Genomic DNA, 14,594 nt, shown 5'->3' with positions numbered 1-14,594 from the left:
CTTCAGGCCTTCTTCTCGGCCTGCTTCTTTCGGTAGTCGGCAATCGCGCTCTTGATGGCGTCCTCCGCGAGCACCGAGCAGTGGATCTTGACCGGCGGGAGATCGAGCTCTTCGACGATGTCGGAGTTCTTGATCGACTCGGCTTGGTCGAGCGTCTTTCCGCGCAGCCACTCGGTCGCGAGGGACGACGACGCGATCGCGGAGCCGCAGCCGAACGTCTTGAATTTGGCGTCTTCGATGACGCCGCCCTCGCCGACCTTGATCTGGAGGCGCATCACGTCGCCGCAGGCGGGAGCGCCCACGAGGCCCGTTCCCACGTTCGGGTCGTTCTTGTCGAGCGTGCCGGCGTTTCGCGGGTTCTCGGTGTGGTCGATGACTTTGTCGCTGTAGGCCATGGTCTTACCTTTGGGGAGATCGTGGAGCGGTTTTCGGCTCAGTGGTGAGCCCACTCGACCTTCGAGAGGTCGATGCCTTCTTTGTGCATCTCGTAGAGCGGCGACATGTCGCGGAGGTGGCGCACCTTGCGCACGACGAGCTCCGCCACGTAGTCGACCTCGGCCTCCGTCGTGTAGCGACCGAGCCCGAAGCGGATGCTCGAGTGCGCGAGCTCGTCGCCCACGCCGAGCGCGCGGAGCACGTAGCTCGGCTCGAGGCTCGCCGACGTGCACGCCGAGCCGGAGCTCACGGCCACGTCCTTGATGGCCATCATCATGGCCTCGCCCTCGACGAAGGCGAACGAGATGTTGAGGTTGCCGGGGAGCCTGTGCTCGAGCGAGCCGTTCACGTGGACCTCGTCGAGCTCGGACTCGAGGCGCTTCCGGAGGCGCTCCCGGAGCGCGAAGAGCCGCGCCTGCTCGGCGACACCCTCGGTCCGCATGATCTCGGCCGCCTTGCCGAAGCCCACGATCCCGGGGACGTTCAAGGTCCCCGAACGCATCCCGCGCTCGTGGCCGCCGCCGTCCATCTGCGCGGCGATGCGCACACGCGGCTTCTGGCGGCGAACGTAGAGCGCCCCGACGCCCTTCGGGCCGTACATTTTGTGGGCCGTCATCGACGCGAGGTCGACGTTCATGGCCTGCACGTCGAACGGGGTCTTGCCGACGCCCTGCACGGCGTCCGTGTGGAGCAAGATGCCGCGCGCTCGCGTCAGCTTCCCGATCTCGGCGAGCGGCTGCACGGTGCCGATCTCGTTGTTGGCGAGCATGACCGACACGAGGATCGTCTTCTCGGTGAGGGCCTTCTCGAGCTCTTCCACCGACACGCGCCCGTCACGGCCCACGGGGAGGTAGGTGACCGTGAAGCCCTCGCCCTCGAGGCGCTTGCACGTGTCGAGCACGGCCTTGTGCTCGATCACCGTGGTGACGATGTGGTTGCCCTTGTCCTTGTAGAACTCGGCGACGCCCTTGATGGCGAGGTTGTTGCTCTCGGTCGCGCCCGACGTGAAGACGATCTCTTTCTCGCTCTGGGCGTTCACGAGGGCCGCGACACGCTCGCGCGCCACGTCGACGGCCTCTTCGGCGACCCAACCGAACGCGTGGTTGCGGCTCGCGGCGTTGCCGAACTTCTCGGTGAAGTACGGCATCATCTCCTCGAGGACGCGCGGGTCGACCGGCGTCGTCGAGTGGTAGTCCATGAAGATGGGGAAGGTGAGCGACATGGCTTCTCTCAGGGGTCGAGCCGCGCGCCCTTCGGCGCACGCGGGGTGGGGGACGCTTCTTGAGTCGCGTCGAGGTCGCGGACGGAAAGGTCACGGGCCGACAGGTCGGGCGTGGAGGCGAAGGCTTGGGGGACCGCGGCGACGGAGTAGCCCGAGACGAGCTCGGGGACGGCCGTGCCGTGGGCGTGGTGCTCGCACGAGGTGCACGACGCGACGAGCCGCTCGGGATCGCACACGTCGCACGTGTCGAGGTAATCGATGCTGCTCACGATCTCGCGTTCCAGCTCCCTGAGCCGCGCGATGTGGGCCTGCGTCTCGGCGAGCTTCTTCGCGTAGAGCTCGCGCATCTTCGCCATGGTGCGCGCGGCCGACCGCTGGTCGTCCCAGTCGCGGACGAGGCTCTGAATGTCGGTCAGGCTGAAGCCCATGTCTTGGAGCTTGCCGATCCACCGGATCCGAACGACCGCCGAGCTCGCGTAGAGGCGGTACCGCCCCTTGGACCTGGCCTGCGGGACGAGCAACCCGAGCTCTTCGTAGAGGTGGATCGCGCGGACCGTCTTGCCACATTCCCTAGCCAAATCGCCAACTTGCAGAAGCGGGCCGGCCTCGCTCCCTTGGGGGACGAGCTCGGCGGGAGGCTTGAGGAGGGGGAGGCGGACCTGCATGGGCTGAACTCACACGTAAGGGTGAGGCTTCCGAAGGTGTAGCGGTGGGCTGGGCGTGCGTCAAGACCCTTACGTAAGGGGAAGTGTTGTCCATTGGGCCTCGCGCATGGGGCCCGTGGTACGCTCCGGAGGGCAACGCGCAGAGCTCCGGTGGCGCCGAAGCCTGCGCGGTCGACCCGACCCCCGCCCCGAGCACGCTTGGCCCACAACGACGACGAAGCCACCGCCCAGCACGACATCGAGGCGCTTCGGGAGCGTGCGCGCCAGTCGAAGGGCGATCGTGCGCCCGAGGCCGGCGCCGATTCTTCGCCCGACTCGTTCACGCGAACCGACGTGCCGCCGCCGAGGCGCCCTTCGTTTCCCGACGAGGAGCGCACGTCGAACGACCTCGGCCCGGTGCGGCCGCGAGGCTCTTCCCCGGGGTTCGTGGACGAGCCGAGCCCCCTCGCGCGGTCGGTGGGACCGACCTTCCCGGAGCCCGAGGGTTACCGTGACGCCGCGGTGGTCATCCACGACGGTGGCGCCGGCACGTGGGATCCGAGCGAGCTGCTCGATGGCGTCGTGTCGAGCGCGCCGCCGAGCCCCGAGGGGGCGTATGTCCCTCGTGTGGCCGTGACGATGCCCGGTCGGCGGCCGATGGCGACGGTCGTCGACGACCCGTGGCTGGAGGGCGCGGGAGCTTCGACCGTGTCCGAGGAGATCCCGGCGAGCCTCGACGACGCGACCATCGTGCCGCGTGGCTCGTACCTCGATGCCGCGAGCGACGACGAGGGCGCGGACGCCGAGCCGAACACGATCGTGCCGCGGCTCATGCCACGTGACCGCGGAGGGCGCCTCGCGTTCGAGCCGACGGTGGCCGTGGAGCACCTCTCGTCGGACCTCCTCGTCGATGGCTCGGGAGAGATCCCGTCGGTCGACGAGCCCGACGATCTCGTCCTCCACACGGGCGACTTCGAGTCGTACGACGAGCCCCCGGTCGGTGAGCCGTCCGAGGTCACCACGATGGCGCGCGCGCCCTCGCTGAGGGAGCCTACGATTTCGGTCGTGGGCTCCGACATCGGCGGCGCCGAGGACCTCCTCACCGATCCGAACCGGTCGTATGCAGACCTCGGATTCCCGGGTGGTCCCGAGGACTTACTGACCGATCCGCAGCGGTCCCTCGCGAGCCTCGGCGCCTCGCGGGCGTTCGTCGACGAGTCGGCGACGGCGCACTTCGCGGAGAGCTCGCGGAGGCAGGGACCGTCTCCGGATTCGACGGGAGAGAGCCCGGCGTCGGCGTGGCCCGCGGCCGACGTCCCCTCGCTCGTTCCCTCGGAGGACCTGGTCCCGTCTCAGCGCACCGTCGTGCTCCGTGGGCCCGCCGCCGAAGACGACAGGCCCTCCCGAGGTACGGCCATCCTGCCAGGCTCGGTCGAACGCTCCGAGCCTTCGCACGGCACGGCGGTGCTCGCCGGCGGCATCGCCGACACGGGGCAGCGGCGTGCGGGCCTCGCGAAGCCGCTGCCCTCCCTCGACCTCGACGCACCGGAGGCCGGGCGGCGCGAGTCGACGGCGGTGCTCGGTCCGCCCGCGTACAAACCGAAGTCCCTCCCGCCGCAAGCCCCCGCCTGGCAGAGCGACGCCGACGGCGAGGAGCGCGCTCTCCACGACGAGGGGCGTTGGGAGGACCTCTGCGAGCTCCTGCTGTCGAGGCTCGAGCTCACCCAGAGCCCCGTTCCGAGGGCGCGTATGCTCCTCCGGCTCGCGGGCGTCCTCGAGGACCGCCTCGACGATCCCCAGCAGGCCTTCGACGGGCTGCTCGAGGCCTACGGGACGTGCCCCGAGGATACGCAGATCGTCGAGCGCCTCGAGGGCCTCGCGCGGAAGCTCCAGCGGTTTCCGGCGCTCATCGAGGTGACGATGGACAGGCTCGGCGCGGCCCGCCCCTCGGAGCGCATCGCCCTCCTCGCGAACGCGATCCGCTGGTACGAGGGGCCCATCGGGAAGCGCGAGGCCGCGTCGTTCTACGTCTCGGAGCTCGAGCGCGCCGATCCGTCCCACCCGCTCTTGCTCGTGCGCAAGGCGAGGGAATCGAAGGCTCGCGGCGACCACGCGGGGTACCTCGAGCTCCTCCTGCGGGCCCTCGAGCGGACCGCGACCCCGAAGGAGCGCCTCCATCTCCACCTCGCGGTGGGCGAGGCGCACAGGATCCCGACCGAGGCGTTCCGGCATTTCGAGGCCGCCATCGAGATCGACCCGAGGAGCCTCGACGCACTGTCGGCCTTCGAGCGCGCGGCGCTCCGCTTCGACCGCTACCCCGAGGTCGAGTGGGCGCTTCGCCAACTCGTGGAGCACGCCGAGGGGCAAGCGCGCGTCGACGCCTACCTTCGCCTGGCCGACCTCCTCGAGAAGCGCTTTTTGAAGCGGGAGGACGCCGCCGCCGTGCTGCGCGAGCTCCTCGCGATCGTGCCCGACCACGCCGGGGCCTACGCCTCGCTCGAGCGCTGCTACCTCGCGCTCCGCGACTATCCGAGGCTCGTCGAAGCCGCGATCGCGCGGGCGGAGCGCTCCTTCGGCGCCAAGGAGCGAGGGGAGGCGTTCGCGGTCGCCGCCGAGATCGCCGAGACGAAGCTCGGGGATCAAGTGACCGCGGCGGAGCACCTAAGGCGGGCGGTGCTCTCCGACCCGACGAACGAAGGGCTGCTCGCGCGCGCGGCCAAGCTCGCCGAGCGTATGCAAGACGGTCCGGCGCTCGTCGAGTACCGGAGCCGCCTCGCGGAGCTGCTCACCGAGCCTCACAAACAGGCGCAGCAGTACCTCGCGATCGCCGCCCAGGTCGACGACCCGCTCGAGCGCCGCAGGTTCTACGAGCGCGCCGCGAGCGCCGATCCGTCGTGCGCGCAGGCGTGGGAGGCCTTGGAGAAGCTCGCGCGCGAGCTCGGGGACGCACGAAGCCTCGTGTCGGCGCTGCGTCATCGCATCGAGGCGACCGAGTCCCAGCGGCAGAAGGCGCAGCTCGGCGTGGAGCTCGGGCGCGAGCTCGAGCGCCTCGGAGACCACGAAGGCGCGATCGAGGCCTTCGACGTGGCGTTCCGCGCCGACCCCTCGAACGAGCGCGCCGCCGCCGCTATCCTCGACGTGCTCGTCGCCGAGGGGCGCTACGCCGAGGCGCTTCCGGCGTGCGAGCTCTTGGTGACCGCCGCCGCGCGCGACCGCGACGGCGCCGTGCTCTACCAAAGGCTGCGTAACTCCGCCAAAATTGCCATAGGTATCGGAGACTTGCAGAAGGCGCTCGGGGCGTGTGTGGCCGCGATGGATGCGGCCCCCGGCGAGGCCCAGCCTCTCGTCGACGTCGTCGAGATCCTCGAGCGTTCCGAGCCGGAGATCGCGCTCGGGCCCCGCGCCGACGCCGCCATCGGCCGTGTGCTCGACAGATCGCACGAGCTCGAGGCCGACGAGCTCGCCAAGCTCGGCAAGCTGCTCTTCGCGCGTGGGGAGATCGATCGCGCGATCGTGGTGCTCACGCGTGTGCTCGAGGGCGGCGATCCGAGCGAGGCCGACGTCACCGGGCAGAGGCCGGTCCCGACCGACGGCCGCGCCCTCTACGAGGTGCTCGGCGACGCCTACGCCGCGCGCGGAGACTACCGTGAAGCGGCCGACATGAAGATCCGCCTCGCGCGGGTCACCCCCGACGCGGATACGCGCTACGCCGTCTTGGTCTCGGCGATCGAGCTCATCGCCCACAAAATGGCCGATCTCGTCGCGGCGAGGCCCGTCGTCGAAGAGGCCCTCGAGGCGCGCCCCGACGATCACTGGCTGCTCCACACGGCCATGTGGCTCTACGGCGAGCTCGACGAGTGGGAGCGCCTCGCCGACGTGCTCGAACGGATCGTGGGCGTGCAAGAGACCCCGGAGCGCCGCGCGAAGGGCCTCTTCTCGTTGGCGCAGGTCGTGGGCGACAAAATCGGGGATCGCGCGCGCGCGGCGGCCCTCTACGACGAGACCTTGGACGCGGACAAGACCCGCCTCGACGCGTTCGAGGCGCTGACCCGCATGCTCGACGAGCTCGGCGACTACGCGGGCCTCGAGAAGGCCTACCGCAAGATGATCGCGCGCGTCCGAGACGACGGCGACGACGAGCTCGTCTTCACCCTCTTCCGAAACCTGGCGAAGGTCTACTCCGACAAGCTCGACGATCCGGACCTCGCCCAGAAGGCCCTCGAAGGCGCGAAGCGGATGCGCCCCGAGGACACGAGCGTCAAGGGCGCGGCGGTGGAGCTGCTCGTCGCGCGTGACGAGCTCGATCGGGCGGTCGAGGTGCTGCGCCGCGACCTCGAGCGGGATCCCTACGACCGCAAGAGCTACGAGCTCCTCTACGGCGTGCTGCTACGGCAGAGCCGCTTCGATCGCGCCCTCGTCACCGCCCAGGTGCTCGCCGACCTGCGCACGGCGACCCCGGAGGAGTCTCAGTTTCTCTCGGACTATCCCCCGATCCCGCTCGGGCAGGTGCCCGGCAGCCTCGTCGAGGAGGCGTGGGCCTCGCACCTCTACCACCGCGACCTCGACGAGATGGCGACCAGCATTTTCGCCTGGATAACGCCCGCCGTGTGCAGAATGCAAGAGTCGCTCTTGCGCCCCGAGGATCGTGTCGCCGCCATCGGCATGCCGCTCACGCGCAAACACACGCGCCTCGCCGATGCGGTCACCCAAGCCTTCCACGACGCCGGGGAGATCCTGGTGCTCTCGGCCCCCACCTTGCTCGTCGGGCGCACGTCGGGGAGCGTGCCCTTCACGGCGGCGAAGTTCCCCTACGGCGCGCTCTTCGCGAGCCCGGAGGCGCTGTCCGGCGTCGAGGGGACGCTCTCCTACTTGGTGGGCAAACACATGGCCGAGCAGCGCTCCGAGATCTCGGCGCGCGCGTTCTTCCCGTCGCAGTCGGAGCTCACGAGCCTGCTCGCGACGGCCGTGCGCATCGCGCGGGGCGACCGCGCCGACGACGCGGCCACCCAGAAGCTCGATCGCGCCCTCTCGGACGTGCTCGGCCCCGAGGAGCGCGCCGCGATCACGCAGGCGGTGGGGGTCGCCGAGGCTTCGGGGAAGAAGCTCGACGTCCGCGCGTGGACGCAGGCCGCGGACCTGTCGAGCATGCGGGTCGGGCTCCTCTTGGCCCAAGACGTGCGCATCGCCAAGAAGGCCATCCTCCGCGAGCCGCAGTCTCCGAGCGACCTCACGCCGCGCGAGAAGGTCGGCCGCCTCTACCTCTTCGCGACGTCGGAGCTCTACGCCGACCTACGCCAGGCGATCGGCGTGAACCTCGCCGACGGCGGCCCCGCCGACAGCGCCATGCGATGACGAGGACCTGGCGCGGGCATCGTTCGACGGGTCCCATCGACGTGCACGCCCGTTTTCGCTACGCTTGGCAAGATGGATAGCCCACCTTCGAGGTCGGCCCCCTTCCGCCCCACGAGCCTTGGAAGGTACGAGATCGTGTCCAAGATCGCCGGCGGCGGCATGGCCACGGTGTACCTCGGTCGCACGACGGACCCCACCGTGCCTCAGGCGGTCGCGCTCAAGATCATCCGCCAAGATCTGCGCCGTGATCCCGAGATTCTTCGCATGTTCGTCGACGAGGGCGAGCTCCTCACGCGCCTCGTCCACCCTGGGATCGTGCGCACGTACGAGGTCGCAGCCACCGACGAGCACGCGTACATCGCGATGGAGCTCATGCTCGGCACCACGCTCGCCGCGGTGTGGGATACCTGCGTCGCGCGGAAGCTCCGCCTCCACCCCGAGATCGCCGCGTTCATCGCCGCGCGCATCACCGACGCGCTCCACTATGCCCACGACCTCCAAGATCCGAGCGGCGCGCCGCTCCACATCGTCCACCGCGACGTGAACCCCACGAACGTGTTCCTCACGTGGACCGGCGAGGTGAAGCTCTTCGACTTCGGCCTCGCGAAGGTGCTCGGTCGCAGCACGAAGAGCGCGCCCGGCATCGTCAAGGGCAAGCTCCCGTACCTCTCGCCCGAGCAGGTCATGCAGTTCCCGCTCGACCGCCGGAGCGACGTGTTCGGGCTGGGTACCACCTTGTGGGAGATGCTCACGGCGCGCCGTCTTTTCCGCCGCGACGACGACGCCGACACCCTCCGCGCCGTGCAGCGCGGAGACATCCCCGACGTCCGCAAACACGCGCCCGACGTGCCCGACGCGCTCTCGCCCATCGTTCGTCGCGCGCTCGAGCGCAACCGCGAGCACAGGTACGCATCGGCCCGGGAGCTCGGTCGCGACCTCGACGGGTTCCTCGGAGCGCGGGGCGTGACCGGGATGCCCGAGCGGCTCGCGACCCTCATCGAGACGCTCTTCCCCGACGAGAAGAAGCGCCAAGCGGGCTGGCTCAAGCCCGCCACGTTCGCCGTGAAGCGCATCTCGATGACGCCGCCGCCGCCACCTGCCTCGAAGAAGGGGTGAGCGCCCGCGCGGCGCGTGACCGTCAGTAGGAGAGGGGCGAGCCCACGTGCGCGCGCACGATCTCGGACATCTGCGCGTAGAGCTCGACGCCGGTGCCCTTCTCGTCGACCCAGAGGCCCGTGCTCGCATCGAGCACGAAATGCCAGCCCTTCGCGTCGGCCGCGAGCCAGAGCTGGCGTGTCGGTCGCTGCGTGTTGAGCACGCATTTTTTCCCGCCCGGGAAGGTGATGGTGAGCACGTCGCCCGCGCGCTCGAAATCGACGGCGTCGTTCCCGAGAGCGTCGAGGGCCTCTTCGACTTTGCGGAAGGCGGCCTTGGCGTGCTGGTAGTAGGTCGTCTCGTCCATGGTGGCGCGGCCCTCCGATGCCTTCAGTTGAGGGTGTGTGGCAAGGCGAGCCGGAAGGGCGCGATGCTCGCCTCGAAGCGAGACCCGTCGGGCCTGTGCATTTGGTAGCTGCCCTGCATTTCACCGCGCGGCGTGGTGAGGACACAGCCGCTCGTGTACTCGAACTGCTCGCCGGGCCGCAGCGTGGGTTGCTGACCGACGACCCCGGGCCCCCGCACCTCTTCGACCTTGCCGTTGCCGTCGGTGATGATCCAATGACGGCTCTTCAGCTGGGCGGCGAGGGGACCCTCGTTCGCGATGCGGATGGTGTACGCGAACACGTAGCGGTGCGCCTTGGGCGACGACTGCTCCGGGACGTACTGGGTGGAGACCGAGACGCGAATCCCTTGTGTGATGGCTACGGACACGACGCTTCGAACCGTGCCACTTCGGCGCGATTCCGTAAAGGGCTCGCAGCGGTCGAGCTCGAAACGCGTGCGCGAAACACGCAAGGCTCGCGGGTCAGCCGCCGAGCACGGAGCGCGCGATGACGAGGCGCTGCACCTCGCTCGTGCCCTCGTAGATCGTCGTGACGCGCGCGTCTCGGAGGTGGCGCTCGGCCGGGAACTCGCGGATGTAGCCGTAGCCGCCGTGGATCTGCACCGCGTGGTTGACGATGCGGTTCGCGGCCTCGGTCGCGAAGAGCTTGGCCATGCTCGCCTCGCGCGAGAAGGGCTTCTTCGCCTCTTTCAGGCTCGCGGCGCGCATCGCGAGCAGGTGGGCCGCGTCGAGCTCGGTCTTCATGTCGGCGAGCTTCCACTGCATCGCTTGGAACTCGGCGATGGGCTTGTCGAAGGCTTTGCGGTCCTTCGCGTAGCGCACGGCCTCGTCGAGGGCCGCCCGCGCGATGCCGATCGCCTGGCACGAGATGCCGATGCGCCCGCCGTCGAGCGCCATCATGGCGACCTTGAACCCGCCGTGGAGCTGCCCCAAGAGCGCCGATTTTTTGACCCGGCACCCGTCGAAGACGAGTGGCACCGTGTTCGAGCCACGGATGCCCATCTTCTCCTCGGCTTTGCCGATCTTGAGGCCGTTTGCGCCCCCCTCGACGAGAAAACACGAGATCCCGCGCGTGCCGGGGTGCGTGTCTTTCCCGCCGGTGCGCGCCCACACGACGAAGACGCCCGCGTGCGCGCCGCTCGTGATCCACTGTTTGTCGCCGTCGATGACCCACGAGTCACCGTCGTCGTGGGCGACCGTGCGCATGCCTCCCGGATCGCTCCCGGCGCCCGCCTCGGAGAGCGCGAACGAGCCCGCGAGGTACTCGCCGCTCGCGAGCTTCGGGCAGTAGGCGCTCTTCTGCTCGTCGGTCCCGAAGGTCGCGATGACCTCGCCGACCATGTTCGTGACGGCCATCGTGACCGCCGTCGACGCGCACGCCGCCGCGATCTCTTGCATGGCGAGCCCGTACGCGACGACACCCGCGCCCGAGCCGCCGAGCTCCTCGGGAACGTTGACGGCCAGGAGGCCGAGCTCGCCGAGCCCCTTCAGGATCTCCTTCGGGAAGATCTCTTTTTCGTCGATCTCGCGGGCCTTGGGGGCGATGACACGCGTCGCGTAGTCGCGCGCCATCTTTCGGATTTCATTCTGGATATCGGAGAGCTCGAGGTCCATGGGAGGCTCGTTTCGGCGTTCGAATGTTCTTGGGGCTTCCGGGTCGGATGCCGGAAGGGGGCGGTGGGCGCGGCGGCCTCTCGCCCTCGTCGCGCGTGTCAGAGCGAGAAGCTGACCTTGGCGGCGTACCCGCCGGGGCTCGGGAACTTCATCTGCTTCACGGCCTCGGCGATGCAGTCGGCCTTCTCGGCGGCCTCCTTCGAGCCCGCGGCCACGCCCACGGCGGCCACCTTGCCGTGCTTCGCCTCGGGCTCGATGTACGCGGTCACCTTGAACGAGAGGTTCTTCCCGCCCCGGCAGTGCTTCACCTGGTCGGCGATCTCTCCGAGGTGGGGCGCGGCCTTGTCGGGGCCCCACACGGTGGGCTCGCGGGCGTCTTGGAGGTCGTAGCCGAACCCCTTGTGAAGCTCGCCCTCGCCGCCATCGGGCGCCGGCCACGCGACGCTCGTGAGCGCGTCGAGCACGCACTTCTCGGTCTCGCGGTCCCCGATTTGGGACTCTTCGAAGAAGATCCACTTCACCTTCCCCGACGTGTCGAGGCGCGCGTAGAACTTCGCGTCGCCGGCGAGGAAATCGAGGCGCTTCAGCCCCTTCGCCTGGCACGCCAAGATCTTCGGCTTCGCGCGATCGAAGGCCTCGTCGACCTTCTTCGGGTCGAGGCTGCCGAGCTCCTGCGAGAGCGAGAGCTTGGGCTTCTCGACCCGGTTCGGCGTGGGCATCGCCACGGGCTCGGGCCCCTTCGGGGGGGGCTCGTTTCCGCCGCACGCGACGGCGAAAGCGACGGGGATCATCGAGGCGAGGAGGGCGCGGTTCATGGTCAGGCCTTGAGCAGGTTCGCGGCGATGACGATGCGCTGGATCTCGCTCGTGCCCTCGTAGATCTCGGTGATGCGCGCGTCGCGGTAGTGCCGCTCGGCGGGGAACTCGGTCGAGTACCCGTAGCCGCCGAAGATCTGGAGCGCCTTGTGCGCGATGCGGGTGGCCGCTTCGCTCGCGTAGAGCTTCGCCTGGGCGCTCTCCGAGCTGTGGCGCACGCCCTTGTCCTTCATGCTGGCGGCGCGCCAGGTGAGCAGGCGGGCCGCGTCGAGCTCGGTCGCCATGTCGGCGAGCATGAACTGGATGGCCTGGTGCTGCGAGATGGTCACTCCGAAGCTCTTGCGCTCCTTGGAGTAGGCCGTGGCGGCCGCGAGGGCGGCGCGCGCGATGCCGAGCGCCTGCGACGCGATGCCGATGCGCCCGCCATCGAGCGTGGCCATGGCGACCTTGAACCCCTCGCCGACGTTGCCGACGACGGCCGAGTCGGGCACGAAGCAGCTCTCGAAGAACACGGTGCACGAGTGCGCGCCGTGGATGCCGAGCTTGTGGTCACGGGCGTTCTTCGTGAAGCCCTTCGTGCCCTCGGGGATGACGAACGCCGTGTGCTTCACCTTGCCGCCGGACTTGTCGGTCACCGCGAAGAGCAAGATGTAGTCGGCCTTGGGGCCGTTCGTGATCCAGTTCTTGGCGCCGTCGATCTTCCAGCCCCCGTCGACCTTCTCGCCGACGGTGATCATGGTCTGCGCGTCGGAGCCGCTCATCGGCTCGGTGAGGCCGAAGCACCCGAGCTTTTCGCCGCGGGCGACGGGCGTGAGGATCTCTTTTTTCTGCGCGTCGGTGCCGAACTTGTAGAGCGGATCGCAGAAGAGCGAGTTGTTCACGCTCATGATGACGCCCGAGCTCGCGCACGCGCAGCTGATCTCTTCCATCGCGATCGCGTAGGAGAGGGTGTCGAGCCCGCCGCCGCCGTACTCCTCCGGGATGGCCATGCCCAAGAACCCGAGCTCGGCGAGGCGCTTCACGATCTCCTCGGGCCAGCGCGAATTCTTGTCGATCTCGGCGGCCTTGGGGGCGATCTCGCGCGCGGCGAAATCACGGGCGGTGTCACGGATCAGGCGCTGCTCTTCGGTGAGCTCGAAATTCATGAGCGTCGTCATACTTTCGTGCGCGGGCCGTGTAAACGCCCGACGCGCCGTCTCGCGGGATCGTGACTCATGTGTGAGGTGCTACGCCCGCCTCGAGCTGAGGTAGGCTTGGGCCATGCGTTTTCTCGGAGTGCTCCTCGGGCGGTTCCTCTTGGCGCGCAAAGAAGAAGAGCTCGGTCGCCCTCTGACCGACGGCGAGCGAAACCGCATCGCCCTTTTGGCGGGGCTCCCGTTCCTGCTCTTCGCGCTCTTTTGTTTCTACATGGCCCGTCGCCACTGACGCATCTCAGCCGACGCGGCCCAGCACGGCGAGGGCGGGCAGCTCGTGGGCGATCGCGCGGAGGCGGTCCTTCGGCCGGATGGCGAGCGGGAGCTCGGCGAGCGCGAGCATGGCCATGTCGAACGCGTTGTCGCCGCACGAGACGAGCAGCGGGCGCCCGGCGAGGCGCGAGCGGAGGCACGCCGCCTTGCCCTCCCCGTAGGGCATGGGCTCGAGCAGGCTCCCCCCCAAGACGCCTCTCTCCTCGACGCACGTGACCGCGATGACGTCGGGCTCTCCGAGGCCCAGGAGCTCCGCGGCGGCGACCACCACGGGGCGCGGGGAGGCGCTGACGAGCACGACCTCGACGCCCGAGGCGCGGGCCGCTTCGAGCACGCCCACGGTCTCGTCGTGGAGGCGGCCTGCGACGCCCTTGGCCCGCACCACGTCGGCGGCCACGCGGGTCACGTCGCTCGAGGGCCGGCCCGCGACGGCGAGCGCGATGATGGCGCACACGCGGTCCTCGGGGTAGGTCCCGTCGACGTAGGCCCGAAAGAGGGTGGCGAGCTGCGCCTTGGGCCGCACCTCCCGCGCGACGCCGTAGGTCGTGGCCTCGTCGTGAAAGAGGGCGGCGGCGACGTCGGTGAAGGCGTCCTCGTCGAGGAGATGCTCGAGGAAATCTTCTCCCACGTCGCCCGACCAGAGCGTCCCGTCGCCGTCGAAGGCGGCGAGGGCGGGGCCCGGGTGACGTCGCTCGCGAAGCTCGCGCAGGGTCGCGAGCGCCTCCGTGTACGGGATCTCTTGCACGGAGGGAGACTACACGGGCTTTCGCGCGGCGCTAAGGGAGCGTCAGGGGAGCGTCACTTTGGCCGTCAGGGGGGCGCTCGGCTCCTCGGCCTCGTCGTAGGCGACGATCGAGAACGTGTACTCTCCCTTGGGCGCGGCGGCCGGGAGCACGAGCTTGATGGGGAGGTCGGTCGCGGTGATGCCCGTGGGGACGGCCAGCGGCTGTGCCTGGATGGGGACCGGGCCGGTCGCCGAAATCTGGAACCGCGTGATGCGGTCGCCGTCGTCCGGGTCGGTCGCCGTGACCTTGCCGTCGAGGGACGTGTTGCCCGCGGCGTCTTTGGCGCCGACGGCGAGCGTGAACGCCGAGACCGTGGGGGCGGCGTTGCCACAGCCGACGAGCGCGAGCAGGGAGACCGAAGCAAAGGCGAGGGCGAGACGGTGCATGACGATGACCTTTCGATGGGAGACGCGGGCCGCGCTCTCGGAGACACGTCGACGGGAGCGCGACGAGCCCGACGATACTCGGCCGGGTGCGCGCGCGGGGGCTCCGCGTTCGTACGACGGACAAGGGGAGCGGGGCACGGCGGCGCCCTATGAAGATTCCGTGCCAACGTCGCGAGCGTCGTCGTGGCCCGTCCGCGCCCGTCGATAGGCCCTCCCACGCGCCCCGCCCGGTGCTCGGGCCCAAGGCGTGTGAATGGTCGGTCACGAGCCGCCTTCGACCGACGTTCGCGCCGGAAAAGTGACCCGCCGGTCAATTATGCCGACGGAAGGGGTTGAAATGGAGGGCCACCGTCCTAAGTTGCCGCTCGCATCCT

At 69.5% G+C, this 14,594-nt stretch carries 13 protein-coding genes; 3 read left to right on the top strand and 10 right to left on the bottom strand.

Annotated features, from left to right (window positions below; genetic code table 11):
• Positions 1-2 precede the first annotated feature (2 nt).
• Genes iscU through IPK71_30185 form a run of 3 tightly spaced genes read right to left on the bottom strand, consistent with a single transcriptional unit; the run spans position 3 to position 2,322 of the window.
• Positions 3-395 carry a Fe-S cluster assembly scaffold IscU gene (gene iscU / locus IPK71_30195; protein ID MBK8218020.1) on the bottom strand — a complete coding sequence of 131 codons (393 nt, stop codon included), beginning with the start codon at positions 393-395 and terminating at the stop codon, positions 3-5.
• A gap of 38 nt (positions 396-433) precedes the next feature.
• Entirely contained in the window at positions 434-1,657 is a 1,224-nt protein-coding gene (locus tag IPK71_30190; protein ID MBK8218019.1) for an IscS subfamily cysteine desulfurase, read from the bottom strand.
• Positions 1,658-1,665: 8 nt separating this feature from the next.
• Positions 1,666-2,322 (bottom strand): MerR family transcriptional regulator, encoded by a 657-nt coding sequence (locus tag IPK71_30185; protein MBK8218018.1) that lies wholly within the window; start codon positions 2,320-2,322, stop codon positions 1,666-1,668.
• A 198-nt stretch (positions 2,323-2,520) separates the two neighbouring features.
• On the opposite strand from IPK71_30185, the gene IPK71_30180 reads away from it, so the two are divergent.
• Positions 2,521-7,653, top strand: coding sequence for a hypothetical protein (locus tag IPK71_30180; protein ID MBK8218017.1), 5,133 nt, complete (start codon positions 2,521-2,523; stop codon positions 7,651-7,653).
• Between the two features lie 135 nt (positions 7,654-7,788).
• Complete coding sequence (locus IPK71_30175) at positions 7,789-8,769, top strand: serine/threonine protein kinase (protein ID MBK8218016.1); 981 nt, start codon at positions 7,789-7,791, stop codon at positions 8,767-8,769.
• A gap of 22 nt (positions 8,770-8,791) precedes the next feature.
• Here IPK71_30175 and cyaY read toward each other — a convergent pair whose 3' ends face one another.
• The 5 genes from cyaY to IPK71_30150 form a co-directional block, all read right to left on the bottom strand.
• Positions 8,792-9,115, bottom strand: a complete 324-nt coding sequence (gene cyaY, locus IPK71_30170; GenBank protein MBK8218015.1) for an iron donor protein CyaY — start codon at positions 9,113-9,115, stop codon at positions 8,792-8,794.
• Between the two features lie 23 nt (positions 9,116-9,138).
• A complete protein-coding gene (gene apaG, locus IPK71_30165) occupies positions 9,139-9,522 on the bottom strand; it encodes a Co2+/Mg2+ efflux protein ApaG (GenBank protein ID MBK8218014.1) in 384 nt (127 codons plus the stop codon).
• 94 nt (positions 9,523-9,616) lie between these two features.
• Entirely contained in the window at positions 9,617-10,768 is a 1,152-nt protein-coding gene (locus tag IPK71_30160) for an acyl-CoA dehydrogenase family protein (GenBank protein MBK8218013.1), read from the bottom strand.
• A gap of 98 nt (positions 10,769-10,866) precedes the next feature.
• Positions 10,867-11,583, bottom strand: coding sequence for a hypothetical protein (locus IPK71_30155; GenBank protein MBK8218012.1), 717 nt, complete (start codon positions 11,581-11,583; stop codon positions 10,867-10,869).
• Positions 11,584-11,585: 2 nt separating this feature from the next.
• The gene (locus IPK71_30150) at positions 11,586-12,728 is read right to left on the bottom strand and encodes an acyl-CoA dehydrogenase family protein (protein MBK8218011.1); all 1,143 of its coding nucleotides are present in this window, start codon (positions 12,726-12,728) and stop codon (positions 11,586-11,588) included.
• A 115-nt stretch (positions 12,729-12,843) separates the two neighbouring features.
• Here IPK71_30150 and IPK71_30145 point away from each other — a divergent pair, with 115 nt between their 5' ends.
• Complete coding sequence (locus tag IPK71_30145; GenBank protein MBK8218010.1) at positions 12,844-13,008, top strand: hypothetical protein; 165 nt, start codon at positions 12,844-12,846, stop codon at positions 13,006-13,008.
• Between the two features lie 6 nt (positions 13,009-13,014).
• Here IPK71_30145 and IPK71_30140 read toward each other — a convergent pair whose 3' ends face one another.
• Both IPK71_30140 and IPK71_30135 read right to left on the bottom strand, forming a co-directional pair.
• The gene (locus tag IPK71_30140; GenBank protein ID MBK8218009.1) at positions 13,015-13,794 is read right to left on the bottom strand and encodes a haloacid dehalogenase-like hydrolase; all 780 of its coding nucleotides are present in this window, start codon (positions 13,792-13,794) and stop codon (positions 13,015-13,017) included.
• A gap of 42 nt (positions 13,795-13,836) precedes the next feature.
• Positions 13,837-14,220: a hypothetical protein gene (locus IPK71_30135; protein ID MBK8218008.1), complete on the bottom strand. Its 384-nt coding sequence runs from the start codon at positions 14,218-14,220 to the stop codon at positions 13,837-13,839.
• Positions 14,221-14,594: the final 374 nt, after the last annotated feature.

It is taken from the genome of Myxococcales bacterium (assembly GCA_016712525.1).
In the GTDB taxonomy this organism is placed as follows: Bacteria; Myxococcota_A; Polyangia; order Polyangiales; family Polyangiaceae; genus JAAFHV01.
The sequence above is the reverse complement of the archived record's forward strand: the minus strand, read 5'-3'. Positions and strand labels throughout refer to the sequence as shown.